The sequence below is a fragment of the Dactylosporangium darangshiense genome (assembly GCF_039537565.1).
GTDB classification, from domain to species: Bacteria; Actinomycetota; Actinomycetes; order Mycobacteriales; family Micromonosporaceae; genus Dactylosporangium; species Dactylosporangium darangshiense.
The window spans coordinates 594954-619813 of record NZ_BAABAT010000001.1; the positions used below are offsets into that span (position 1 = coordinate 594954).

The window sequence follows — 24860 nt, forward strand, 5'->3', positions numbered from 1 at the left end:
GACTTGGGGGGTCCGCATGTCTGAGCGCGGCTGGGATTTGGGGAGGGGGCCGTATGTCTGAGCGGGGCGAGGGGACCGACGAGCAGGAGTTCGAGATCGATGAGCGGCTGCGGCGATGGCGGCTGGCGCTCGGCGGGGCGCCGGGGGCTGAGGGGACCGGATACGGGCTGAGCGGCACCGATGCGGCGGTCGACGCCGCGCTCGGTGCGCTCTATGACAGCGGGGGCACCGACGGCACGCCCAACCAGCGCGGTGCGGGCCTCGGGGCCTCGGCGCCGCGGGTGGCGCGGTGGCTGGGGGACATCCGCCAGTACTTCCCCTCGACGGTCGTGCAGGTCATGCAGGCCGACGCGATCGAACGGCTCAACCTCACCAGGCTGCTGCTCGAGCCGGAGATGCTCGACGCCGTCGAACCGGACGTGCACCTGGTCGGGACGCTGCTGTCGCTGAACCGGGTCATGCCGGACAAGAGCAAGCGGGCCGCGCGCAAGGTGGTGGCCAAAGTGGTCGCCGAGCTCGAGCGGCGGATCTCGCAGCCGACCCGCACGGCGCTCAGCGGGGCGCTCAACCGGGCCGCGCGGATCAACCGGCCCCGGCACCACGACATCGACTGGAATCGGACGATCCGGGCCAACCTCAAGCACTATCAGGTCGACCGGCGCACGATCGTGCCGGAGCGGCTGATCGGGTACGGGCGGCGGGCGCAAGCGGTGCAGCGCGACGTCGTGCTGTGCGTGGACCAGTCGGGGTCGATGGCGGCGTCGGTCGTGTACTCCGGCGTGTTCGCCGCCGTGCTCGCCTCGATGCGGTCGCTCAAGACGTCGCTGGTCGTGTTCGACACGGCGGTCGTGGACCTCACCGATCGGCTGAGCGATCCCGTCGACGTGCTGTTCGGGACGCAGCTCGGCGGGGGGACGGACATCAACCGGGCGATCGCGTACGGGCAGCAGCTGATCACGCGGCCGCGGGACACGATCTTCGTGCTGATCAGCGACCTCTACGAAGGCGGCGTGCGCGAGGAGATGCTGCGGCGGGTCGCGGCGATGACGGCCGCGGGGGTCCAGGTGATCACGCTGCTGGCGCTGTCGGACGAAGGGGCGCCGGACTACGACCGGGAGAACGCGGCGGCGCTGGCCGCGCTCGGGGTGCCGGCCTTCGCGTGCACGCCGGACGTGTTCCCGGAGCTGATGGCGGCCGCGATCGAGCACCGTGACCTGCGCGGGATCATGGAACGGGCCGCGGCCGAGAGCAAGAAGTGACGAACGCGGTCACTCCGTCGGCTGGGTGCGCAGGTAGCGGGCGAAGTGGGGGACGGTGAAGGCGACCGTGCCGCGCTCGCCGGAGTAGATCAGGCCCTTCTTGATGAGCGCGTCGCGGGCGGGGGACAGGCTGGCGGGGCGGCGGCCCAGGGTCTTGGCGATCTCGGCGGTCGCCACGGCCTCCGAGACGTCGACGGCGGGCAGCAGGGCGGCCATCGTGCGCATGTACTCGCGCTCGGCCGGCGTCGCGCGCTCGTAGCGGGAGCCGAAGAAGCCGACCGCGAGCTCGGCCTCGGCCTCGGGTGAGGCGACGCGCACGTCCGCGGCGGTGATCGGCGAGCGCGGGGCGTGGTCCCAGGTGGCCTTGCCGTAGGCCTGGACGAAGTACGGGTACCCGCCGGATGCCTCGTAAAGGGCGTCGAGCGCCTTCGGCTCGTACTCGACCTCCTCGCGCTCGGCCGGCGCGGTGAGCGCCAGGTCGGCCGCGATCCGGTCGAGGCGGTCGATGCGCTGGTAGCGGAAGAGGCGCTCGGAGTACGACTTCGAGGCGGACAGCAGCGCGGGCACGTGGGGCAGGCCGGCGCCGACCACGATGAGCGGCGCGCCGGTCTGCGACAGCTCGTGGCAGGCCGCGCACAGCGCCGAGATGTCGTCGGCGGCCAGGTCCTGCATCTCGTCGATGAACAGCGCCACCCCGGTGCCCACGTCCGTGGCCACGCTCGCGGCGTCGGTGAAGAGCTCGACGAGGTCGATCTCGATGTCGCCGGAGTCGCCGCGGCCGGTCGCGGCCGGCACGTCGATGCCGGGCTGCCAGCGGTCGCGCAGCTTCGACGGCGGCTTGCGCGGGTCCTCGCGCAGCGCGAACGCCTTGAGCACGCCGAGGAACTCGTCGATGCGGTCCGGCGCGCGGTGGTGCGGCGCGAGCTCGCGGATGGCCATGTGCAGGGCGGCGGAGACGGGGCGGCGCAGCGACTGGTCGGGCCGGGCCTCGATCTTGCCGGTGCCCCACAGGCGCGAGATCGCCTCGGAGCGCAGGGTGTTGAGCAGCACGGTCTTGCCGACGCCGCGCAGGCCCGTGAGCATCAGCGAGCGCTCGGGGCGGCCGCGCGCGACCCGCTCGAGCACGACCTCGAAGGCGTGCAGCTCACGGTCGCGGCCGGCGAGCTCGGGTGGGCGCTGCCCGGCGCCGGGCGCGTAGGGATTGCGAACCGGGTCCACGAATCGCACAGTATCGGGCTTTCTAGCGCGCAGGCTAGAACCCCGTAGAGGAAGCTCTACGGCGTGTCGTCGTGGAACATCTACGGCTTTCTAGGGTGCACACAAGAAAGCCTTATACGGCGCCATCGAATACTACCGAACAGACGTTCGATGGCGGGCTCGAACTAATGTACTACACCCCTCCGGGGTGCCCGTGCAAGGGGGGCCCGAAAAAGAGCCGGCCCGGGCGAGTGCCCGGACCGGCGCCGAAGGTGGAAGTGCTCAGCTGCGAAGCTTCAAGCAGAGCACGAAGTCCTGGGAGTCGACCTGGCTGTCGAAGAAGTAGTCGTGCGTGTACCCATCGGTGCCCTTGCACTTCGTCACGTCCTTGGTGGACGGGATGCGCTTGAGCACCTCGTACGTCCCGGCCCCGCACTGCACCTTCTGCATCTGCGGCTTGTCGCCGGTGCCCACGTTCTTCAGGCATTCGCCGACCTTCGCGTTCGCCGCGTCGCCGGCCTGGACGCCGCCGCCGGCGCTCGCCTTGGGCGACGCGCTGCCGTTCGGCGCGGCCGAGCCGCCGTTGCCCGCGGGGGCGGACGAGCCGTGGCCGCCCGACGAGGCCGCCGGGGTTTCCTTCTTGTCCTTCAGCACCAGGTAGTAGATGCCGACACCACCGCCGCCGAGCAGCAGCAGGACGAGCAGGCCCACCAGCGCAACCGTCCCGCCCGAGCGCTTCTTCTTCGGCGGCTCGGTAGGGGCGCCGCCCCAGCGGGGCTCGTCGTTGTAACCGGGCGGCTCGTCGTCGTAGGGCCGGTAGCCGCCGGTCTGCTGGTAGGTGCGGTCGTCGCCGTAGCCGCGACGGTCGTCGTAGCCGGGGCCCCCGCCGTAACCGCCACCCTGGCCGCCGCCCTGGTTGCCGTAGCCCTGGTCCGGGTACCCGCCCTGGTTGCCGTAGCCGCCGCCACCCTGGCCGTAGCCGCCCTGCCCGTAGCCGCCCCCGCCGCCCTGGCCGTAGCCGCCGCCCTGGCCGCCGCCCTGGTACGGATCCTGCTGGCCCCACGAGGGTTGGCCATGCTCCGGCTGTCCGTAGGGGTCCGGCTGACCGCCTTGCTGCCATGGGTCCTGAGGTTGACCCCGGTACGGTCCGCCCGGCGGTCCGTAACCCGACATGATGTCCTCCTGGTCCTCGGCCGGTGGTCGGCGTGGTGAGCCTATCGGCGTCGATGCAGCTACGGTAGCTCCACTCCCCACCACCTCGGCCTCACGGATCCGCGCCAATTCCGGTTCAGATGAGTCGCAGCTGCCGGTCCTTCGGCTTGCGGGGAGCGGCCGGTCCGCGCCGTTCCAGCAGGCCGGGATCGATCGCGGCCAGGAACGGCGACGGCGCCATCTCGCGCTCCGAGCCGTGCCGGAACCGGTTCCGGCTGTGCGAGACGAACAGGCGGTCCTGCGCGCGGGTCAGGCCGACGAAGAACAGCCGGCGCTCCTCGGCGACGTCGTCCTCGGACTGCCGGGCGCCGGCGTAGGGCCGCAGCGGCAGCAGCCCGTCCTCGCAGCCGACCAGGAAGACGACCGGGAACTCGAGGCCCTTCGAGGCGTGCAGCGTCAGCAGGTTCACCCGGTCGGCGCGCGGGTCCCAGCCGTCGACCTCGGCGCCGGTGGCCAGCGCGCCGAGGAACTCGTCGAGGTCGGCGCCGGCGCGCAGGGCCATCGGGGTCATCAGGTCGACGGCGTTCCAGACGTCGGCCTCGCCGAGCCCGATCAGGTCGCTGTCGAGCTGGCCGCAGCGGCTGGCGACGACCTGGCCGGCCAGGCGCACCCGGGCGGCGATCGAGCCGCCGAGGCCGCTGGCGAAGCGCAGCTCGCGGGCGATCGCGGCGACGCCGGGGCGGTCGAGCAGCCGGTCGTGCGAGCGCTTCTGCACCGGCACGCCGGCCCGCGACAGCGCGTCGACGATCGGTGCGGCCTGGGAGTCGGTGCGGTACAGCACCGCGATGTCGGAGAACGACATGGCGCCGACGGTGGCGCGGGCGTCGACCCGGCCGTCGTGTGAGCGGTGGGACAGGCCGCCGACCAGCTCGTCGACGGTCCGCACGACGAAGTCGGCCTCGTCGGCGACCGAGGCGGCCGGGTACAGCCCGACCATCGGCGCCTCGAGGTCCAGCCGCGCCGGGTCGAGGCGGCGGCCGGGCACCAGCGTCGTCGGGGCGATGGCCTGCACGGCGGCGGCCAGGATCGGCGCCGACGAGCGGTAGTTGCGGGTCAGCCGCACCACGCGTGCGTCGACGTCGGGCGTCGAGAAGTCGCCGGTGAAGCGCAGGAAGAAGGAGACCTCGGCGCCGCGGAAGGCGTAGATGGCCTGGTCCGGGTCGCCGATCGCGCACAGGTTGCCGCCCGGCGGGCACAGCAGCCGCAGCAGCTCGTACTGCACCGGGTCGACGTCCTGGTACTCGTCCACGAAGATCCACTGCCACCGCGCCCGATAGCGCTCGACCAGCGCCGGCGCCTCGCTCAGCAGCTGCACGGTGAGCGTGAGCAGCTCGTCGAGCGACACCAGGTCGCGCGCCCGCAGCGCCTTGGCCAGCGACTCCTTCGTCGCCGGCTCCATCGCGGCGAGCGCCTTGCGCGCCTCGCGCTCCGAGAGCGGCTCGAGCGCCGCGAGCAGATCGGCCTCCTCGGCGATGCGGAACTGCGGGGTCAGCCCGACCGCGGCGGCGTTCTCCCGCAGGATCGACAGGCCCAGCGCGTGGAAGGTCGAGACGGTCACCGCCTCGGTCACCGGCCCGAGCAGCGCCTCGAGCCGCTCCCGCAGCTCCTCGGCGGCGCGCCGGGTGAACGTGATCGCCAGGCACTCCTCGGGGTACACGTCGAGCTCGGCACAGAGGTATGCGATGCGGTGCGTCAGCGTCCGGGTCTTGCCGGTGCCCGGCCCGGCCACGATGAGCAGGGGGCCGCCGGGCGCGGAGGCCGCCACCCGCTGCAGCGCGTCGAGCCGGTCGAGCAGGCCGGTCCCGACCTCTTCCATCCCGGCGAGCATGGGCTCGAGCGGCTCGTGCGGCGAGGGCGGCGGCGCGATCGGCGGCGGTGGCGCCGCTTCGGCGGGCTGGGCACGGCGCCGCCGTGCCTGCGGTTTCGGGGCCGCTTCCGCTTTGCGCTGCTTGGGCAGAGCCGGCATCGGTACCTCGAACAGCACGTCCTCCTGCGCACTCCCGCGCAGCTCGGCGGGCTCGAACAGGCGGATCACGCCATATTCGCCGTCGTACCCGGGCGTGCGGTGCACCTCGCCCCGGCGCAGCCGTGCGATCCCCTCGCCCAGCAGCTCACCGCCGACGCGCGCGATGTCCTCGACGGGCACCTCGCGCAGGATCGACAGCTCCGACCCCAGCTCGGCGACGAGCGTGGCGAGCTTCTCGTCGACCGTCTTCGACTTCGGCCCGACGCCGTTGATCTCACCCAGAATCTCGTGCAGCTGGATGAGGTGGGTAACACCCGGCGCGCCCGGCGGTGTGTAGCCCTCCGCCCGGTCGGCCAGCTCCTCGACGCGGTGCAGCACGCCGACGGTCAGCGGCTTGCCGCACTCCGGGCAGCGCCCCTGCGCCTCGCGGGTGCGCGCCGGCGGCCAGCTCACGTCGCACGCGCGATGGCCGTCGGCGTGGTACTTGCCCTCCTCCGGGAAGAACTCCAGCGTGCCGACCAGCCCGTCGCCGGTGCGCAGCATGTCGCGCACGCCCAGGTAGGACAGGTCGCCCCGCAGCAGTGTGGCCTCGCGGGCCAGCGCCGGCGCGGAGTGTGCGTCGGAGTTCGACACCAGGCGGTACCGGTCCAGGGACGACACCCGCCAGTTCATCTCCGGGTCGGAGGACAGCCCGGTCTCGACGGCGAAGATGTGCTCGGCCAGGTCCGCGTAGCAGTCGGCGATCGCGTCGAAGCCCGACTTCGAGCCGAGCGCGGAGAACCATGGCGTCCAGATGTGCGCCGGGACGAGGAAGCCGTCCGGGCTCGCCTCGAGCGTGATCTCCAGCAGGTCGCGGGAGTCCAGCCCCAGGATCGGCCGGCCGTCGGAGCCCAGGTTGCCGATGCGCCCGAGCGCGGTGTTGAACCGGCCTACCGCGTCGAAGTCGGGCTGGTAGATCAGGTGATGGACCTTGCGCGTGCGGTCGCCGCGCTTGTAGATCGTCGAGATCTCCACCGAGAGCATGAACCGCACGGCCTGCTCGGCGACGCCCAGCCGGGCCGGCAGCCGGCGCAGGATGTCGGCCTCGCGGTCCGGATGCAGCCGGTAGAGCCCCGGCTCGGCCGGGACCAGCGCCTCGCGCAGGTGGTCGTGCCAGGCCGGATGGGTGAAGTCGCCGGTGCCCAACAGGGCGATGCCCTTGCGCCGCGCCCACCAGGTGAGCGTCTCGATGCTGAGGTCGCGACTGCACGCCCGGGAGTACCGAGAGTGAATGTGCAGATCGGCGACGAACGAGTCGGGGGCGACGTTCGAAGGCACGCTGCATCCTGCCACAGGCGCCCCGGGCGGCGCCGGTTACGCGCCGTGCAGCTCCACCACGGAGATGTCCGGCGGGGCGCCGAAGCGCACCGGCGGGCCCCAGAAGCCGGCGCCGCGCGTGACGTAGACCTGCGTCCCGTCGACGTTGCCCAGCCCCGCGACCACCGGCTGCTGCAGGCCCACGAGCAGGTTGAACGGCACCATCTGCCCGCCGTGGGTGTGGCCGGACAGCTGCAGGTCGACGCCGTGGCGCGCCGCCTCGTGCGCCTGGACCGGCTGGTGTGCGAGCAGGACCACGGGCCGGGCGGCGTCGCGCCCGTCGAGCGCCTTGCCGAAGTCGGGCCCGTCGCCGACGTCCCCGCCGCTCACGTCGTTGACCCCGGCGAGATCGAGCCCGAGCACGTCGACGCGCTCGTTGCGCAGCACCCGCACGCCGAGCGAGTTCACCTCGTCGACCCACTCCTGGTAGCCGGAGAAGTACTCGTGGTTGCCGGTCACGAAGAAGCTGCCGTGCTTGGCCCGCAGGTCCTGCAGCGGCTCGGCGGCGGCACCGAGCTCGGCAACGCTCCCGTCGACGAGATCCCCGACGACGGCCACAAGGTCCGCGCCGACCCCGTTGATCATGCGCACGATCCGCTCGGTGTGCGAGCGCCCGAGCAGCGGACCGAGGTGAATGTCGGACACCAGCGCGATGCGGAACCCGTCCATGCTCGCCGGCAGCTTGGCCAGCCGGATCGGCACGCGCTTGAGGTTGGGCGCGCTCATCGCCTGGTACACCCCGATGCCCACCGCGCTCGCGGAAAGCACCCCGGCGGTGACGGCGAGCGACCGCCCGAGCAGCAGCCGCCGCCCCGCATCGAACCGCTCGTCCGTTTCGTCGACGGTCCGCGGCGGCGCGGCAGCCGCGAACGCGCTCTGATCGTCGGACGCCTCGCCCGAGCCTTCGCCGGACGCTTTGCTCGAACCCTGGCCGGACGCTTTGCTCGAACCGGAAATATCCCCCGCTCCGCGAGGGATATTTCCGACATTTCCGTCGTCAGAAGAAATGTCGGAACCAACGCGGGAGCCAATGTCAGAACCACTGCCGGAGCTAACGTCGGAGCCACTGTCTGCATCACTGCCGGAACCACTGCCCGGACCACCGTCGGAACCACTGACCGGACCACTGTCGGAACCACTGCCCGAGCGAACCTCACGGCGGCGAAGCCAGAGGCGAAGCGCCAGGCGGGGAAGCTCCAGGATCAGCAGCGTCACCAGCAGGTAGAACATGATCGCCAGCCACAGGAACCCGGGCCACGCGACCAGCGGCTGCCGCGAGTGGGGCAGCGTCCGCGACAGGGCCAGCGTCGCCGGGATGATCAGGGCGAGCACCACCGCGACGGCGGTGCCGATCCGGCGTGCGCGACGGGTGCGGGTGGTGTCGCGGACGAGGCGCTTCCAGAGGTACCAGTGAATGGCTCCGATGATGACGAGCACCACCGCCAGCAGCGCGAAGATCACCGGCTCAGCCGCCCGCGAACGGGGGCAGCACGTCGATCGTCGCGGTGGCCGGCAGGGCGGCGTCGCGGTCGCGCCACGAGGTGCCGTCGACGAGGAAGGAGCAGGCGGTCAGGGCCGAGGCCAGCCGGGGGCGCTCCGCGGTGATCGTCGCGACCAGGTCGCCCAGCGTCGCCGCCTCGATCTTCTCTTCCGGGACGCCGGCGGCCGCACGGGCACCGGCGAAATAACGCACGAGCAGCACTGAGGGGTCAGCCTCCGATCGCGGCGGTTGGTGCGGGTGAACGGCGGGAGAGCGACACGGCCGCTCAGCCGCCGATCGTGGCAGTTGGCGCGGGCGAGCGGCGTGGGAGCGACATGGCCGCTCAGCCGCCGATCGCGGACATCGGGCGGGCCGGCTGCAGGAACCGCGGGTCGTCGATGCCGTGCCCGGCCGGCTTGGCCCACATGGCCTTGCGCCACAGGTCGGCCAGTTCCTCGTCGGTGGCGCCGGAGCGCAGCGCGCCGCGCAGGTCGATCTCCTCCTGGCTGAACAGGCAGGATCGGATCGCGCCGTCGGCGGTGAGGCGGGTGCGGTCGCAGGCGCCGCAGAACGGGCTCGACACGCTCGCGATGACGCCGACCTTGGCGGGGCGGCCGCCGACGCCGGCGTGGCCCTCGACCACCCAGGTCTCCGCGGGCGCGCCGCCGCGCGCGTCGGGGTCGGGCAGCAGCGTGAACTCGGCGCGCAGGCCGGCCAGGATCTCGGCGGCGGTGACCATCTCCTCCCGCCGCCAGGTGTGGCCGGCATCGAGCGGCATCTGCTCGATGAAGCGCAGCTCGTAGGCGCGCTCGAGGGCGAAGCGCAGCAGCTCGACGGGCTCGTCGTCGTTGACGCCGCGCAGGAGTACCGCATTCATCTTCACCGGCACCAGGCCCGCCTCGGCCGCGGCGGCGAGGCCGGCGACCACGTCGGCGTGGCGGTCGCGGCGGGTGATCTCTCTGAAACGCACGGGGTCGGTGGTGTCCAGCGACACGTTCACCCGGTCCAGCCCGGCCTCGGCCAGCGGCGCGGCGAGGCGGGCCAGGCCGATGCCGTTGGTGGTGAGCATCATCCGCGGGCGCTGGGGCATCGCGGCCACGGCGCGGACGATCTCGGTCAGGCCGCGGCGCACGAGCGGCTCGCCGCCGGTGAAGCGGACGTCGGTGATGCCGAGGCGGTGCACGGCGATGTCGATCAGGCGCACGATCTCGGCGTCGGTGAGCAGCGCCGGGTTGGGCAGCCAGTCCAGGCCCTCGGCGGGCATGCAGTAGCTGCAGCGCAGGTTGCACCGGTCGGTCAGCGAGACCCGCAGGTCGGTCGCCACTCGCCCGTGCCGGTCCGCCAGGCCGGCCCCCGGAGGTTCGTGCGGAACCGAAAGGGTCATGCGTCGAACGGTACCCGAAACTGGGTCTTGGTCAGAGGGCGCGAAGTAATGAGCGGACCGACTCGCGGTACTGCGCACCGAACAGCGCGGTATGCACCAGCATGAGGTACAGCCGGTGCAATGCGACCCGCCGCTCCCACCCGTCGGCGAGCGGCCAGGCCTCCCGGTATGCGGAAAGCAGCCGGTCGTAGAAGGGCGCGCCGCCCCACAGGCCGAGCAGCGCCAGGTCGGTCTCGCGGTGCCCGCCGTGCGCGGCCGGGTCGACGAGCCAGCCGCGGCCCCGGCGGTCCCACAGCACGTTGCCGGGCCACAGGTCGCCGTGGATGCGCGCCGGCGGCTCGTCGCCGCCGTAGGAGTCGACGCCGGCCATCACCCGCTCCACCCCGGCGATGTCGGCGGGCTCGAGCGCCCCGGTCGACGCCTCCAGGAAGGGGCGGATCCGGAAGCGGGCGAACCACTGGCCCCACGGCAGCGAGGAGGGTTCGTTGGGCATCGGGAGGCTGCCGATGTACCCGGGCCAGGGCGCACCGAACGCCTCCGCGCCCGAGCGGTGCAGCCGCGCCAGCCCGCGCCCGAGCTCCTCCGCGCCCGACGGGGTGGCCTCGCCGTGGTCGATCCACTCCAGCGCGAGCATGTCCGGCAGCTCGGCGATGATCTCGGGCACCGGCACCGCGCCGGCCTCGCGCAGCCAGCGCAGGCCGGCGGCTTCGGCGGCGAAGAAGCCCGCGGGCGGGTCGGCGAGCGACTTGGCGAAGATCGAGCCGCCGTCGTCGAGCGTGAGCCGCTGCGCGACGCAGATCGAACCGCCCGGCACCGGCGTCTCGCGGATCCGCTGGTGCTTGATGAAGACGGGCAGCTGGGCCGGGTGCTCGCGGAGGTACTGCAGGTCCATCAGCCGGCCTCTTCCAGGTGGTGTGTCGCCGCGATGGCGGGCGGCACGAGGGCCCCGCCGACCAGGCTCAACAGGCTCAGCACCCGATCGGTCGTGCCCATGTGCCCGGCGTGCAGCGCGTGGTAGCCGAAGTGCAGCGTGCCGAAGACCGCGGTCGCGAGCCCGACGACCCAGCTCACCGCGGGCCGGTCCGCGATCGCCGCCGCGGCGAACAGCGTCGCCAGCGTCAGCATGGTCGCGCCCAGGTCGACGATGAGATGTTGGTTGTACGGCGGGTAGCTCGCCGTCCAGTGCAGCCCGAACCCGGGGAACGTGGCGAAGAAGTGCGCGGGCGCGGCGACGGCCCACGCGCCCCACGCGAGGTTGACCAGGCCGAGGCCGGCGAAGCACAGGCGGCGAACCGGGCGGACGAGCCGGGCGATCCTAGGCGGCAGCGGCGAGGGCTTCACGCGCGTCATCGTACGAGCGCAGCACCTCCTGCACCGGCACGACGATGTGGGTGTTGGCCACGGCGGCGATCGACTCGCGCAGCCGACGCTCGGCCCGGGCCCGCGCGTGGCGGGCGGCGATGACGACCAAGGGCCGCATCACGACGGCGAGCAGCACGCCGAAGAGCAGGCCGCCGCCGAGGAGCAGGGTCGCGAGCGGTATGCCGGCCCCGACCGTCGGCCCGTCCAGGCTGGGCAGGCCGAGCAGCGCGAACAAGGCCCGCACGGCGAGCCACACCAGCCCGGCGAGCGCGGTCGCGGCGCCGAGCCACTGCAGCGCGCCGACCAGCCGCCACCACAGCGGCTTGGTGACGACGCCGAGGTCGGCCGAGGCCACGGCGACGTCGAGCGCGTCGGGCACGTCGTCGACCCGCGATCGCGACGCGGCGGCGATCGCGGCCGGCCACGGCTCCGGCAGTCCCTCCGAGGCGACCGCGGCGACCTCGCGGGAGGCGAGGGTGACGGCCGCCTTCTGCGCCGCCGTCGACTCCGGCAGGGAGGTCGCTTCGGGGCGTGCGACCGGGCCGCCCTCGAGGTGGAGGCGGCGCAGCGGGTCTGGGCGCATCCGGCGCATCCAGCGCAGGAACGGCCAGCCGAGCGTGCCGGTCGCGCGGTGGCGATAGGTGCGCTCGGTCGCGGCCGCCACGATCGGGGCGCCGGCGGCTTCGCCGAGTGCGTGCGCGAGGTTGTCGACCGTGGCCCGCGGTACCGCCGCGGAGGCCTTGGCTCCCGAAGCCACCAGTGGCTGCAGGTCGGCGACCGCCTGGTTGACGTCGCCGTTGAGGCGCAGCAGGGCGGCCGCCCGGGCCGCGACGGCGCGCTCCAGCCCGCTGCGCAGCGTGGCCAGGCCGGGCTGGCCCTTGGCCGAGGTCGGGAAGGTGGGCACGCCGGCCAGGCCGTCGGCGTCGAGCAGCCGGCGCAGGTCGACCACGAGCCGCTCGGCGTCGGCGCGGCTGAGCCGGTCGGCCTGGTTGAGCACGACCACGGTCACGTCGCGGTGGCGCTGGAACTGGGCGAGGTACTGCTGGTGTACCACTCGGTCGGCGTACTTCTGCGGGTCGAGCACCCAGATCACCAGGTCGACCAGGCGCAGCAGCCGATCGACCTCGAGCCGGTGCCGGGCCTCGATCGAGTCGAAGTCGGGCAGGTCGAGCAGCACGAGCCCGCGCAGCGCCGCCTCGTCGTTGCCGTCCAGCGCGCTCTCCCGGGTGAAGCGCCGGTTGGGCGGCACGCCGAGCCAGTCCAGCAGCGGCGCCGCGCCGGCCTCGCCCCACACGCAGGCGTGGGCGACGCCGGTCGTCGGCCGGCGGACCCCGACCCGGGAGAGCTGGAAGCCGGCGAGCGCGTTGAACAGGCTGGACTTGCCGCTGCCGGTGGCGCCGGCCAGCGCGACGACGGTGTGCGCGCGGGAGAGCGCAAGCCGCTCGCCCGCCCGGTCGATCACCGTGCGCGCGGCGACGAGCTGGTCCTCGGGCACGTGGTTCTCGGCCGCCGCGACGAAGCGGCGCAGCGCCTCGACACGCGTGTGCAGCAGGTCCGCGTCGACCGGACGCTGCTGCCGTGGTACCACCTGTTTGATTCGCTCCACCAGACTCATTCGTCAACCTCGGGCCGCGCGTTGTGGATGGCGACGCTCAGGGCGCGCAGGCGCGGCGACAGCTCCTCGTCGACCCCGGCGCCGTCCAGCACGCTGCGGAAGCGCTCGGCCTCGGCGTCGAACAGCGCGGCGACCCGCTCGGCCAGGCTCCGCCGGGCGCGCTCGGCCAGCGAGCGGACGGCCTGGTCGCCGAAGATCGCCTCCAGCACCTTCTGCGCCGCGATCGTGGTGCCGCCCGCGACCGCGATCTCGGCGCCGGTCGGGATGAACGCGGTGGCCGCGAAGACGCTGACCATGACCAGCAGGCCGGTCGCGTTGACCGCGTAGGCGCTGGCCTTGGCGACCACCCGCTTGTCGCCGGCCTCGGTGCGCACCAGCTCCAGCACCGAGCGCTGCCAGTCGCGGATGAGCCGGTCGATGCGCTCGCCGAGGTCCTCGGACGGGTGCACGAGCCCCGGCGCGGCGTCCAGCAGCGCCGCACCGGACGGGTGCGCCCGCCAAGCGGTGCCGGCCCGCTCCGCGGCGTCGGTGGCGGCGCCCTTGAGCAGCACCGCGAGCCCGGAGCCGAGCGCCTGCTGGAACTGCTCCCCGGGCGCGGGCCGCCCGGTGAACGCGGCCACCGCGCGATCGCGCAGCTTGCCGACCCGGGCCTGCAATGCGCGCATGATGTCGCCGGTTCCCACCAGCTCCTGCCATCGCGCCAGCACCTCGCCGCGCAGCAGGGCGCCGTCGTGGATGCCCTTCTCGACGGACTCGGTCGCGGCCCGGTAGGCCACGTGGACCGCCTCGCCGAGCGCGCGAGCCGCGCCGACCTGGTCCTCGGCGGCCGCGGCCAGGATCACCACGTCGATGGTGAGCGCGTCGATGGCCCCGCCGACGGTCTGGCGCACGACCGCGGCCCGGGCCTCGGCGTCGCGGGCGAGCCGCCCCAGCCAGTCGGCTAGCGGCGCGATCTGCCCCTCGGTGAGCAGGCCCTGGCTGTCCAGGCGGGTCTCGGGGAGCACGAAGAGCGGCACGCCGCCGAGGTCGTGGTCGCGCAGCATCTGGGTCAGGTGCGGGCCGATCTCGTCCGCGGCGCCGCCGCCGGGCACCCGGTCGAGCACCAGCGAGACGGCGGTGCCCCGGTTGCGGGCGGTCTGCAGCAACGTCCAGGGCACGGCGTCGGCGTACCGCGCGGCGGTCGTCACGAACAGCCAGAGGTCGGCGGCGGCCAGCAGCTGCCCGGCCAGCTGGCGGTTGGCGTCCACGACCGAGTCGATGTCGGGCGCGTCCAGCAGCGCCAGGCCGGGCGACAGCGCCGGTGCGGAGACGACCTGCAGCGAGCGCGGGTCGGTGCTCGGCCCGGTCGTGCGGGTCAGCGACGGCAGCAGGTTGGCCCGGGAGAACCAGGCCATGTCGGCCGGGTGGCAGACCAGGACGGGGGCGCGCGTGGTCGGGCGCAGCACCCCGGCGGGGCTGATCGGCGTGCGGACCAGGCTGTTGACCAGGGTGGACTTGCCGGCGCCGGTCGAGCCGCCGACCACGACCAGCAGCGGCGCGTCGAGGCGCTCCAGCCGCGGCAGCAGGTAGTCGTCGAGCTGGGCGACCATGGCACCGGCGACCGTGTCGGCGCGCTCGGCGCTGGGCAGCGGCAGGGCGAACCGGGTCCCCTTGACCGTGTCGCGCAGACCCACCAGGGCGCCGACGAGCGACTGGTCCGGCTGGCGCGGGCGCGGTGGACGACCGGACGACGGGCCATCCGCCGAAGGGTCTGCGGCCGCCGACCGGGCGGACACCGACTCGCCCTGTGTGGTCACGGGTAAAGCGTGCCCGATACGGCTCGTCAGCGCTACGTAATGCGCGTGAGCATCGATGCGACGGAGCGCAATCACACGCGGGAATCACCCCGGGCCCGGAGGAGTTGCGTCAACTGGGCTCAAGGTTCCACTTGACGATCGAGCGACTCGTGGCACTATTGAGTGACTGTCACTCAACTTCGCAGCCGGCGACCAACGTCGACTGCCGCATGGAGGTCAAGCAGCTATGGCACGTGCGGTCGGCATCGACCTCGGAACCACCAACTCGGTGGTCAGTGTCCTGGAGGGCGGCGAGCCCAGCGTCATCGCCAACGCCGAAGGTGCGCGCACGACGCCGTCGATCGTCGCGTTCGCCCGCAACGGTGAGGTCCTTGTGGGTGAGGTCGCCAAGCGGCAGGCCGTCACCAACCCGGACCGGACCATCCGCTCGGTCAAGCGCGAGATGGGCACCAACTGGGCCATCGACATCGACGGGAAGAAGTACACCCCGCAGGAGATCTCCGCGCGGGTGCTCATGAAGCTCAAGCGCGACGCCGAGGCCTACCTGGGCGAGCAGATCACCGACGCGGTCATCACCGTGCCGGCATACTTCAACGACGCGCAGCGCACCGCCACCAAGGAGGCCGGCGAGATCGCCGGGTTCAACGTGCTGCGCATCGTCAACGAGCCCACCGCGGCCGCCCTGGCGTACGGGCTGGACAAGGGCTCCAAGGAGCAGACCGTCCTGGTCTTCGACCTCGGCGGCGGCACCTTCGACGTCTCCGTCCTGGAGCTCGCCGAGGGCGTCGTGGAGGTCAAGTCGACCTCCGGCGACAACCACCTCGGCGGCGACGACTGGGACGAGCGGATCATCGACCACCTGGTCAAGACCTTCCGCGGCCAGCACGGCATCGACCTGTCCGCCGACAAGATGGCGATGCAGCGGCTGCGTGAGGCGGCCGAGAAGGCCAAGATCGAGCTGTCCGCCGCGACCACGACCTCGATCAACCTGCCCTACATCACCGCGGGCCCCGACGGCCCGCTGCACCTGGACACCCAGCTGTCGCGCTCGGAGTTCCAGCGGATGACGCAGGACCTGCTGGACCGCACCAAGGTGCCGTTCGAGCAGGCGATCAAGGACGCCGGCATCAACCTGGCCAAGCTCGACCACGTCATCCTGGTCGGCGGCTCGACCCGTATGCCGGCCGTGACCGACCTGGTCAAGCAGCTCACCGGCAAGGAGCCCAACAAGGGCGTCAACCCGGACGAGGTCGTCGCCGTCGGCGCCGCCCTGCAGGCCGGCGTGCTCAAGGGCGAGGTCAAGGACGTCCTGCTGCTCGATGTCACCCCGCTGTCGCTGGGCATCGAGACCAAGGGCGGCATCATGCACAAGCTGGTCGAGCGCAACACGACCATCCCGACCAAGCGCTCCGAGGTGTACACCACCGCGGACGACAACCAGCCCTCCGTGCTCATCCAGGTCTTCCAGGGCGAGCGGGAGATGGCGGCGTACAACAAGCGCCTCGGCACCTTCGAGCTGACCGGCATCCCGCCGGCGCCGCGTGGCGTCCCGCAGATCGAGGTCACCTTCGACATCGACGCCAACGGCATCGTGCACGTGTCCGCCAAGGACCTGGGCACGGGCAAGGAGCAGTCGATGACGATCACCGGCGGCTCGGCGCTGCCGAAGGACGACATCGAGCGGATGATGCGCGACGCGCAGGACCACGCCGACGAGGACAAGCGCCGCCGCGAGGAGGCGGAGACCCGCAACCTCGCCGAGGCCCTGCAGTGGCAGACCGAGAAGTTCCTCGCCGAGAGCGGCGACAAGATCCCGGCCGACGCCAAGGAGCAGATGAACGAGGCGCTGGGCGACCTGCGCAGCGCGCTCGGCGGCAACGACACCGAGCGGATCAAAGCGGCGCACGAGAAGCTCGCCCAGGTCTCGCAGCAGGCCGGCAGCGCGCTGTACGAGCAGCAGCGCCAGCAGGCGGCCGGCGACGCGGGCGGCGCCACGGGCGCTGCGGGCGGCGCGGGCACCGGCGCGACGTCCGGCAACGGGCCGGACGACGTTGTCGACGCCGAGATCATCGACGAGGACAACAAGAAGTGACGGATGCGCAGGAGCCGGCCGCGCCGGAGGCGCCCGAGGCGGACGCTGTCGAGCCGGTCGAGGAGACCGACGTGACGGCCGAGGCCACTGCGGAGCCGGAGGAGGAGAAGCCGGTCGAGGGCGAGATCGTGGACGAGGAGTTCACGGTTCACGCCACGGCCGAAACAAACCAGGCAGCGGCGCAGGGCACGACCGACGACGCGCACCAGCACGGGCTGGGCGCGGAGCTGGCGGCCCTGCGCACGGAGCTCGACGAGCGCACGCGGGACCTGCAGCGGGTCACCGCCGAGTACGCCAACTACCGCAAGCGGGTCGACCGCGACCGGGCGCTGGTGGTCGAGCAGGCCAGTGCCAACGTGCTGGGCGCGCTGCTGCCCGTCCTCGACGACCTCGACCGGGCCCGTGAGCACGGGGACCTGGTCGGGCCGTTCGGGGCGGTGGCGGAGCAGCTCAACGCCGCGCTGACCAAGTTCGGGCTGACCGTGTTCGGTGCCAAGGGCGACCCGTTCGACCCGACCCGCCACGAGGCGGTTGCCCACCTGACCTCGGCCGAGGTGACCGAGCCGACCTGCATCGACGTGATGCGGCGCGGCTACCTCCTCGGCGAGCGGCTACTGCGACCGGCGCTGGTCGCGGTAGCCGACCCGGAGTAGACGCACGCCTGGAGGAGGTGGCGCAATGAGTTCGAAGGACTGGTTGGAAAAGGATTTCTACGCGGTTCTGGGCGTCACCAAATCCGCTCCCACCGACGAGATCAAGAAGGCGTACCGCAAGCTCGCGCGCGAGCTGCACCCCGACCGCAACCCGAACAACGCGGCGGCCGAGGAGCAGTTCAAGGCGGTGTCGGAGGCATACGACGTGCTCTCCGACCCGGCGCGGCGCAAAGAGTACGACGAGATGCGGTCGCTGTTCGGCGCGGGCCAGTTCCGTCGCAACGCCCGGGCCGGCGGCCCGGCGGGGGCGGGCGGCCCCGGGTTCGACTTCACCGACCTGTTCGGCAACGCCGGTGCCGGCGCGAGCACCGGCGGCGCCGGCGGTGATCGCCGCTTCGGCGGCGCCGGCTTCTCGGACCTGTTCAGCTCGATCTTCTCGGGTGGTGGAGGCGGCGGCCCGACGACCGCGCGCCGAAGCCGCGGGCGCGACGTCGAGACCGAGGTCGTGCTCAACTTCGTCGACGCGGTGCAGGGTGCGACGCTGCCGATCACCCTGCGCACGCCCGGCACCTGCGAGACCTGCCACGGCAACGGCGCGGCGCCGGGCACGGCCCCACGGACGTGCCCCAAGTGCCACGGCCACGGCGTGGTGAGCAGCAACCAGGGCTCGTTCAGCTTCACCGAGCCCTGCCGCGAGTGCCAGGGCGTCGGCACCATCGTCGACGAGAAGTGCCCGGAGTGCCACGGCACCGGCGGGGTCACCAAGACCCGCACGATCAACGTGCGGATCCCCGCCGGAGTCTCCGACGGCCAGCGCATCCGGCTGGCCGGCCGGGGCGAGCCGGGCACGCGGGGCGGTTCGCCCGGCGACCTGTTCGTGCTCATCAAGGTCCGGCCCGACTCGGTCTTCGGCCGCAGCGGCGATGACCTGACGCTGACGGTGCCGGTGACGTTCGCGGAGGCGGCCCTCGGTGCCGACCTGCGCGTGCCGACCCTCGACGCGACCGTGACGCTGCGGGTGCCGCCGGGCACCCCGAGCGGCCGGACGCTGCGGGTGCGCGGCAAGGGCGTCGCCCGGCGCGACGGCAACGTCGGCGACCTGCTGGTCACCATCGACGTTCACGTGCCGGCCGAGCTGTCCGAGGCGGCCCGGCAGGCCCTGTCCGACTATGCGGCCGCGGCGCCGCCGGCTCCTCGCGAGCGGCTCGACGCGATCGCACGGGAGCGCAGCAGCTATGAACGATGACGACGACGCCGCGGAGCACGAGGTCTTCCTGCGCTTCGAGACGGTCTCCGACGCCAAGGTGCTGATCATCTCCATCGCGGCCCGGCAGGCCGGGATGCATCCGCAGACCCTGCGGCAGTACGACCGCATGGGCCTGGTGCAGCCCGGCCGCACCTCCGGCGGCGGCCGCCGCTACAGCGAGCGCGACGTGGCGCTGCTGCGCGAGGTGCAACGCCTGAGCCAGGAGGAGGGGGTCAACCTCGCCGGCATCAAGCGGATCATCGAGCTCGAGGGCTTCGTCGGCGACCTGCGCCAGCGGGTCGCGGATCTCGAGGCCGAGGTGGTCCGCCTGCGCACACGGCTGGCACAGATCGAGGCCGCGGGCTTCCCCCGCCGCGACCTCGTCCCATCCAACCAGCACCAGACGGCCCTGGTCGTATGGCGCCCGTCAAAGAACGTTTGACGGGCGCGGGCACTGGGCACAACCCCTGGTGGGAATGGTGCGGTGCGATCCGGAGGCTGACCGGAGCGCACACAAAGGGTGTGGTCACGTTCGAGGGGCGCCTTAGTGATGAGGCGCCCCTCGGCGTTTTCGCGGGCTGTCAGCTCAGGCGGCGGGGCTGGCGGACCAGGCCGCCCTCGCACCAGTCGTGGTACTCGAAGAGCTCGGGGCGGGCCAGCAGCATCCTCGCGTTGTGGGCCCACGTCGTGAGGATCTCGTCGCCGTTCTCCTCGGCCTGCTCCACGAACTTCCGCAGGCGGCGTTTCGGGTGGGCCCGAAAGTGGGTGCGAATGCCGTCCGCGGCGTAGATGTAGAGGCAGTGCAGCGCGAAGCGGCGTGCCGGGCAGGCCGGGTCCATGGCCAGCTCGAACAGCGTGCCGATCAGGCGGTCGCCTGCGACCAGCAGGTCCCAGTCAGGGGGCATTGTCTGCAGCAGGGAGGCGTCGGGGTGATAGGCCCACGCGCGCAGTTCGGCTGCGGTAGGGTCGACGGGGTTTGCAAACCCTCGGAATCCCGCCTGTGTCACGCTCACCATCAGCTCCCGTGGCCAGCGGGTGATCACCGAGCGATGCCGGCACATCGCCAGAGGTCCTGGTTTCGGCGACAACTTAGCCCGCCACCTGGTTGCATGGGAAGAGCCGAACAGGATCCTTACGCTCGGTAAACCCTGGAATATCCGGATTTTTCCGCCGGAAGTGGACGGCAAACGCAGTATGTCAATGACTCACGATCGGGATTAGAGTGTCGTCGTGAGCACGGACCGTCCGGACATGCGTATCTCCGATGCCGAGCGGGAGCTCGTGGTGGCGCAGCTCAACGCCGCCGTCGCGGAGGGCCGGCTGACGCTGTCGGAGTTCGAGGAGCGCGTGGACGGGGTCCTGCGCTCGCGCACCTTCGGCGAGATCGAGCCGTATGTCGGCGACCTGCCGCAGAAGGGGCCGATCGCGGTTCCGGACCAGCTGGAGATCCGCAACCACTCGTCCAACCTCAAGCGCCAGGGCCGCTGGTCCGTGCCCCGGCGCCTGCTGATCAGCACCCGCGCCGGCTCGGTCAAGCTCGACTTCACCGAGGCCGTGTTCACCACCCAGCTGGTACAGATCCAGCTCGAGGCCCGCTCCAGCTCGATCGACCTGGTCCTGCCGCGCGGCGCCACGGCCGACATCGACAGCATCGCGCCGCACGCGAGCTCGCTGCGGCAGAAGGTGCCGGCTGCATACGACACCGGCGCGCAGGGCATCACGTTCAAGATCAACGGTGAGGTGCGCAGCAGCAGCGTCCGGGTGCGCTACCAGCGCAGATTCTGGCGCTGGCGTTGGTGAGACGCCGCCGCCGGGCCCTGGCCGTAGCGCTGGCCGCAGCCTTGCTCGCGACGCTGAGCGCCGGCTCCTGCGCGCCGAGCAAGAGTGCCGAGCCCGAGCAGGCCGCGCCGACCGACGACGTCTCCTACGAGGACGTCCCCGCCCCGAACGGCTCCGAGGACCCGCACGACCGCCAGAACGTGGTCCCCGTGCCGAAGGGCACCTCGCCGCGCGGCGTGGAGTTCGCCGACCCCAACACCGGCTACGCGCTGTTCACCAGCTGCGTGGCCGGCCAACCCTGCCAGGTCGGGCTGGTCCTGACGCTCGACGGCGGCGGAAGCTGGGTGGAGCGTCAGCTGCCCTTCACCGACGCCCTCGACGTGGACATGCACCTCGGCCGCGGCAACGTCCTGGTGATCAAGGCGGCGCCGGCGGGCTACTTCGTCTCGAAGGACACCGGGCGCACCTTCGACAAGCGCCCGCTGACCCCGCCACCGGTCGAGCTGAACCTGGCCGACCCGCAGTACTCGGTCGGCTGCCAGGACATCGCGGCCAGCGGCTGCCCGGACGCCCAGCCTTGGATCATCGCCGCCGACGGCGCCCGCCAGCCGCTCCCGTCGCGCCCGGCCGGCTCGTTCAAGTACCTCGGCCTGACCGCCTCGGCCAACGGCACCCTGTGGCTGACCGCCCAGCCGACCGGCGGCGCCGCCACGCCGGCCCCCGGCACCACGATCAACGTCTGGAGCAGCGCCGACAAGGGCCGCACCTGGCAGGCCCAGGGCACGGCACACTCCACCGACCAGAACGTCGCGGTCAAGCCCGTGGTCTCCCCGAGCGGCGACGACGTCTGGCTGGTCGGCGCCCACTTCGCCGCCCGCCGCCAGCCCGGCACCACGGGCACGAACTCCTCCTGGCAGGAGGCAACGGGCATGCGCGAGGTGACCGAGCTCTTCAGCGCCGAGGTCCTACCGGGCGGCGCCGTGCTGATCGCCAGCAGCCAGGGCGTCTGGGTCCTGGACCAACAGCAGCGCACCCGCGACCAGGGCGCCCGCCAGATCTTCCGCCTACGCCGCCTGGACGAAACCACAATCCTCGGCTACCCCGCCCAGCAATCAGGCGAGGTCTGGCTCTGCACCGTAAAAACAAAGTCCTGCGACTGGTCCCACGTAGCAGTGAGCTCAAGGTAGCCAAGCCCCGGCGCCCCCACCACAGCAAGCAGCGCACGAAGCGCACACAAGAGCGCGCACCCACTGCGCGAAGCGCCCTCAGGAGTGCGCACCCACCGCGCGAAGCCCCTCAAGAGCGCGCAACCACCGCGCGAAGCGCCCAAGGAGACCGCAACCACCGCCCGAAGCACCCACAGCGCGCGCCAATCGGAGTTGAGTGGAATAGACTCAACCTCGCGGGTGTCGTACCTCCCGTAGGACGCATCGGAACGAGGAGTCGATGAACGCCGAACGCCTGACCACCAAAAGTCGCGAGGTCATCAAGGCCGCCGTGGACGCGGCGAGCCAGCGCGGCCACGCGACCGTAGAGCCCTGGCACCTGCTGCTGGCGCTGCTCGACACGGGCGGGTCGACCGCCGCCGGGCTGTTGCGCGCGGTCGGGGCCAACCCCGCCGACGTGCGCCGTGCCGCGCTGCACGCCGTCGAGCGGCTGCCGAGTGCGCGCGGTGCCAGCGTCGTGGATCCCAACGTCGCCCGCGAGTTTGCCAACGCGATCGCGGCCGCCGAGCAGATCGCGCGGCCCCTCGGCGACGAGTACACCTCGACCGAGCACCTGCTGGCCGGCCTGGCCCGCGTGGGCGGCGCGGTCGCGGCGCTGCTGAAGGAGTCCGGTGCGACCGAGCAGACGCTGGTCGCGGCGTTCCCGCAGGTGCGCGGCGGCGACCGCAAGGTGACGACCGCCGACCCGGAGCAGACGTTCCAGGCCCTGGAGAAGTACGGCGTCGACCTGACGCAGGCCGCGCGCGACGGCAAGATCGACCCGGTGATCGGCCGCGATGCCGAGATCCGGCGGGTGATTCAGGTGCTGTCCCGGCGTACCAAGAACAATCCCGTGCTCATCGGCGAGCCCGGCGTGGGCAAGACCGCGATCGTGGAGGGCCTCGCGCAGCGGATCGTGGCGGGCGACGTGCCCGAGTCGTTGCGCAACAAGCGGCTGGTCAGCCTCGACCTGGGCGCGATGGTGGCGGGTGCGCAGTATCGCGGGCAGTTCGAGGAGCGCCTCAAGTCCGTCCTGGAGGAGATCAAGGGCTCCGACGGGCAGGTCATCACGTTCCTGGACGAGTTGCACACGGTCGTCGGCGCCGGCAAGGGCGAAGGCTCGATGGACGCCGGCAACATGCTCAAGCCGATGCTGGCCCGCGGCGAGCTGCGGATGGTCGGCGCGACCACGCTGGACGAGTATCGCGAGCACATCGAGAAGGACCCGGCCCTGGAGCGGCGCTTCCAGCCCGTGGTCGTCGGTGAGCCCACGACCGCGGACACCGTCGGCATCCTGCGGGGGCTGAAGGAGCGTTACGAGGTACACCACGGCGTGCGCATCACCGACGCCGCGCTCGTGGCCGCCGCCGCGCTCTCCGACCGCTACATCACCGACCGCTTCCTGCCCGACAAGGCCATCGACCTGGTCGACGAGGCGGCCTCGCGGCTGCGCATGGAGATCGACTCGCGGCCGACCGAGGTCGACGAGGTCGAGCGCAGCGTGCGCCGGCTCGAGATCGAGGAGATGGCGCTGGCCAAGGAGCCCGACCCCGCCTCGGCCGAGCGGCTGCAGCGGCTGCGCGCCGAGCTCGCCGACCGGCGCGAGCAGCTGACCGCGCTCACCGATCGCTGGCAGAACGAGAAGCAGCACATCCAGAAGATCTCCAACACCAAGGAGCAGCTCGAGCAGCTGCGCGGCGAGGCCGAGCGCGCCGAGCGCGACGGTGACCTGGCGCGGGCCTCCGAGCTGCGGTACGGCGTGATCCCCGGCCTGCAGCACGAGCTGGAGCGCGCCGAGCAGGAGCTGACCGCCCTGCAGTCCGCGGGCGCGATGCTCAAGGAGGAGGTCTCCGCCGACGACATCGCCGCGGTGGTCGCGTCCTGGACGGGCATCCCGGCCGGCCGGCTCATGGAGGGCGAGACGACCAAGCTGCTGCGCATGGAGGACTCGCTCGGCAGCCGCGTCATCGGCCAGGAGCGCGCGATCCAGGCGGTCTCCGACGCGGTGCGCCGCGCCCGGGCCGGTATCGCCGACCCGGACCGCCCGACCGGCAGCTTCCTGTTCCTCGGCCCGACCGGCGTCGGCAAGACGGAGCTGGCCAAGGCGCTGGCCGAGTTCCTCTTCGACGACGAGCGGGCGATGGTGCGCATCGACATGAGCGAGTACGGCGAGAAGCACACCGTCGCCCGGCTCGTCGGCGCGCCGCCCGGCTATATCGGCTACGAGGAGGGCGGACAGCTCACGGAGGCGGTGCGCCGCCGGCCCTACACCGTGGTCCTGCTGGACGAGGTCGAGAAGGCGCACCCGGACGTGTTCGACGTGCTGCTGGCGGTGCTCGACGACGGCCGGCTCACCGACGGGCAGGGCCGCACCGTGGACTTCCGCAACGCGATCCTGATCCTGACCTCAAACCTCGGCTCGGAGGTGCTCGCCGACGACCCGACGCTCGACGCCGAACAGCGCCGCGACGCGGTCATCGCCGCCGTGCGGGGCCATTTCAAGCCGGAGTTCGTGAACCGGCTGGACGACATGGTGGTCTTCGACGCATTGTCGCAAGACGATCTGCGTGCGATCGTAGAGATCCAGCTCAATGCGTTGGGCCGGAGGCTGGCCGATCGCCGGCTCGCGCTCGAGGTCTCCGACCAGGCGCGTGACTGGTTGGCCAGTCTTGGGTATGACTCGGTGTACGGTGCCCGCCCCCTGCGACGCCTGGTGCAGACGTCCATCGGCGACCAGCTCGCCAGGGCACTGCTGGCCGGTGGAATCAGGGACGGTGACCGGGTCCTGGTCGACCTGTCGGACGACAAGAAGGCGCTCACGGTGACCGCCGGCTAGTTAGCTGTGGGAGGGTATAGCCAGATGCTTTGGAAGAAACACGTGTTCGACGACGAACTGCGCCTGCTCGCCGACGCCGACACCCTGGCGTTCGGCGGTGTCGGGATCGCCGGCACCCTCCTGCCCGCCACCAAGGCCTACTTCGCCGTCGAGGAGGGCCTGCGCGAGCACGGCGCGGACCTGCGCCCCCGCCTGGAGGCCCTCCTCGACCGCGCCACGCCGGCCGGCCGGGTCTACGCCGCCGAGCTGCTCACGCACGCCGACGCGGCGGCCGGGCGGGCCGCCTGGCTCAAGCTCGAGGCGCAGGACGCCGAGGTCAAGACGTTCAGTGGCTGCATCATGAGCAGCACGACCGTCGGACGCTACGCTGCGGAGCGCCTGCGGGATTAGCGTGACATCTATACGGTGATCCCAGGCATTTC

General features: G+C 72.2%; 19 protein-coding genes and 1 pseudogene. 9 read left to right on the plus strand and 11 right to left on the minus strand.

Annotation, left to right across the window (positions count from 1 at the left end; all coding sequences use genetic code 11):
* Positions 1-53: 53 nt before the first annotated feature.
* A complete protein-coding gene (locus ABD901_RS02610; RefSeq protein ID WP_345120696.1) occupies positions 54-1259 on the plus strand; it encodes a VWA domain-containing protein in 1206 nt (401 codons plus the stop codon).
* 9 nt (positions 1260-1268) lie between these two features.
* Here the strand turns inward: ABD901_RS02610 and ABD901_RS02615 are convergent, their stop codons facing one another.
* From ABD901_RS02615 to ABD901_RS02660, 10 genes are all read right to left on the minus strand, one after another.
* Positions 1269-2477 carry an ATP-binding protein gene (locus ABD901_RS02615; protein ID WP_345120698.1) on the minus strand — a complete coding sequence of 403 codons (1209 nt, stop codon included), beginning with the start codon at positions 2475-2477 and terminating at the stop codon, positions 1269-1271.
* A gap of 261 nt (positions 2478-2738) precedes the next feature.
* Positions 2739-3629 carry an LppU/SCO3897 family protein gene (locus ABD901_RS02620; RefSeq protein WP_345120700.1) on the minus strand — a complete coding sequence of 297 codons (891 nt, stop codon included), beginning with the start codon at positions 3627-3629 and terminating at the stop codon, positions 2739-2741.
* 115 nt (positions 3630-3744) lie between these two features.
* Complete coding sequence (locus ABD901_RS02625) at positions 3745-6966, minus strand: UvrD-helicase domain-containing protein (protein ID WP_380137507.1); 3222 nt, start codon at positions 6964-6966, stop codon at positions 3745-3747.
* A gap of 21 nt (positions 6967-6987) precedes the next feature.
* Complete coding sequence (locus ABD901_RS02630) at positions 6988-8451, minus strand: metallophosphoesterase (protein WP_345120703.1); 1464 nt, start codon at positions 8449-8451, stop codon at positions 6988-6990.
* A gap of 4 nt (positions 8452-8455) precedes the next feature.
* Complete coding sequence (locus tag ABD901_RS02635) at positions 8456-8692, minus strand: MoaD/ThiS family protein (RefSeq protein ID WP_345120705.1); 237 nt, start codon at positions 8690-8692, stop codon at positions 8456-8458.
* Between the two features lie 121 nt (positions 8693-8813).
* Positions 8814-9854, minus strand: coding sequence for a GTP 3',8-cyclase MoaA (gene moaA / locus ABD901_RS02640; protein ID WP_345120707.1), 1041 nt, complete (start codon positions 9852-9854; stop codon positions 8814-8816).
* A 31-nt stretch (positions 9855-9885) separates the two neighbouring features.
* On the minus strand, positions 9886-10746 hold the full coding sequence (locus ABD901_RS02645) for a fructosamine kinase family protein (RefSeq protein ID WP_345120709.1): 861 nt from the start codon (positions 10744-10746) through the stop codon (positions 9886-9888).
* Entirely contained in the window at positions 10746-11195 is a 450-nt protein-coding gene (locus tag ABD901_RS02650) for a hypothetical protein (protein ID WP_345120711.1), read from the minus strand. The genes ABD901_RS02645 and ABD901_RS02650 overlap by 1 nt, the downstream gene beginning before the upstream one ends.
* Positions 11170-12831 carry a GTPase gene (locus tag ABD901_RS02655; protein WP_345120713.1) on the minus strand — a complete coding sequence of 554 codons (1662 nt, stop codon included), beginning with the start codon at positions 12829-12831 and terminating at the stop codon, positions 11170-11172. The genes ABD901_RS02650 and ABD901_RS02655 overlap by 26 nt, the downstream gene beginning before the upstream one ends.
* Entirely contained in the window at positions 12828-14627 is a 1800-nt protein-coding gene (locus ABD901_RS02660; RefSeq protein ID WP_380137510.1) for a GTPase family protein, read from the minus strand. The genes ABD901_RS02655 and ABD901_RS02660 overlap by 4 nt, the downstream gene beginning before the upstream one ends.
* A gap of 226 nt (positions 14628-14853) precedes the next feature.
* Between ABD901_RS02660 and dnaK the strand changes: the two genes are divergently transcribed.
* The 4 genes and pseudogenes from dnaK (at position 14854) to ABD901_RS02680 (ending at position 19060) form a co-directional block, all read left to right on the plus strand.
* Positions 14854-16719, plus strand: a complete 1866-nt coding sequence (gene dnaK, locus ABD901_RS02665) for a molecular chaperone DnaK (protein WP_345120715.1) — start codon at positions 14854-14856, stop codon at positions 16717-16719.
* A 17-nt stretch (positions 16720-16736) separates the two neighbouring features.
* A pseudogene (gene grpE / locus ABD901_RS02670) lies at positions 16737-17372 on the plus strand (nucleotide exchange factor GrpE); the annotation flags it as partial.
* A 25-nt stretch (positions 17373-17397) separates the two neighbouring features.
* Positions 17398-18618 (plus strand): molecular chaperone DnaJ, encoded by a 1221-nt coding sequence (gene dnaJ, locus ABD901_RS02675; RefSeq protein ID WP_345120719.1) that lies wholly within the window; start codon positions 17398-17400, stop codon positions 18616-18618.
* Complete coding sequence (locus ABD901_RS02680; RefSeq protein ID WP_345120721.1) at positions 18608-19060, plus strand: heat shock protein transcriptional repressor HspR; 453 nt, start codon at positions 18608-18610, stop codon at positions 19058-19060. The genes dnaJ and ABD901_RS02680 overlap by 11 nt, the downstream gene beginning before the upstream one ends.
* A gap of 139 nt (positions 19061-19199) precedes the next feature.
* Here the strand turns inward: ABD901_RS02680 and ABD901_RS02685 are convergent, their stop codons facing one another.
* Positions 19200-19634 carry a hypothetical protein gene (locus tag ABD901_RS02685; protein WP_380139870.1) on the minus strand — a complete coding sequence of 145 codons (435 nt, stop codon included), beginning with the start codon at positions 19632-19634 and terminating at the stop codon, positions 19200-19202.
* A gap of 214 nt (positions 19635-19848) precedes the next feature.
* On the opposite strand from ABD901_RS02685, the gene ABD901_RS02690 reads away from it, so the two are divergent.
* The 4 genes from ABD901_RS02690 to ABD901_RS02705 all read left to right on the plus strand — a co-directional run bounded on the left by ABD901_RS02690 (position 19849) and on the right by ABD901_RS02705 (position 24828).
* A complete protein-coding gene (locus ABD901_RS02690) occupies positions 19849-20418 on the plus strand; it encodes a DUF1707 SHOCT-like domain-containing protein (RefSeq protein WP_345120725.1) in 570 nt (189 codons plus the stop codon).
* Positions 20415-21584 (plus strand): beta propeller repeat protein, encoded by a 1170-nt coding sequence (locus ABD901_RS02695; RefSeq protein WP_345120727.1) that lies wholly within the window; start codon positions 20415-20417, stop codon positions 21582-21584. The genes ABD901_RS02690 and ABD901_RS02695 overlap by 4 nt, the downstream gene beginning before the upstream one ends.
* Before the next feature lie 259 nt (positions 21585-21843).
* Positions 21844-24438, plus strand: coding sequence for an ATP-dependent chaperone ClpB (gene clpB / locus ABD901_RS02700; RefSeq protein WP_345120729.1), 2595 nt, complete (start codon positions 21844-21846; stop codon positions 24436-24438).
* A gap of 24 nt (positions 24439-24462) precedes the next feature.
* Positions 24463-24828: a hypothetical protein gene (locus ABD901_RS02705; protein WP_345120731.1), complete on the plus strand. Its 366-nt coding sequence runs from the start codon at positions 24463-24465 to the stop codon at positions 24826-24828.
* The last annotated feature ends 32 nt before the right edge of the window (positions 24829-24860 follow it).

What these genes read in the sequence shown, in the direction of transcription:
- clpB (WP_345120729.1), top strand. Translation starts at nt 21,844, where the DNA reads ATGAACGCCGAACGCCTGACCACCAAAAGTCGCGAGGTCATCAAGGCC.
- ABD901_RS02655 (WP_345120713.1), bottom strand. Translation starts at nt 12,831, where the DNA reads ATGAGTCTGGTGGAGCGAATCAAACAGGTGGTACCACGGCAGCAGCGT.
- ABD901_RS02685 (WP_380139870.1), bottom strand. Translation starts at nt 19,634, where the DNA reads ATGGTGAGCGTGACACAGGCGGGATTCCGAGGGTTTGCAAACCCCGTC.
- ABD901_RS02705 (WP_345120731.1), top strand. Translation starts at nt 24,463, where the DNA reads ATGCTTTGGAAGAAACACGTGTTCGACGACGAACTGCGCCTGCTCGCC.
- moaA (WP_345120707.1), bottom strand. Translation starts at nt 9,854, where the DNA reads ATGACCCTTTCGGTTCCGCACGAACCTCCGGGGGCCGGCCTGGCGGAC.
- dnaJ (WP_345120719.1), top strand. Translation starts at nt 17,398, where the DNA reads ATGAGTTCGAAGGACTGGTTGGAAAAGGATTTCTACGCGGTTCTGGGC.
- ABD901_RS02610 (WP_345120696.1), top strand. Translation starts at nt 54, where the DNA reads ATGTCTGAGCGGGGCGAGGGGACCGACGAGCAGGAGTTCGAGATCGAT.
- ABD901_RS02645 (WP_345120709.1), bottom strand. Translation starts at nt 10,746, where the DNA reads ATGGACCTGCAGTACCTCCGCGAGCACCCGGCCCAGCTGCCCGTCTTC.
- dnaK (WP_345120715.1), top strand. Translation starts at nt 14,854, where the DNA reads ATGGCACGTGCGGTCGGCATCGACCTCGGAACCACCAACTCGGTGGTC.
- ABD901_RS02620 (WP_345120700.1), bottom strand. Translation starts at nt 3,629, where the DNA reads ATGTCGGGTTACGGACCGCCGGGCGGACCGTACCGGGGTCAACCTCAG.
- ABD901_RS02680 (WP_345120721.1), top strand. Translation starts at nt 18,608, where the DNA reads ATGAACGATGACGACGACGCCGCGGAGCACGAGGTCTTCCTGCGCTTC.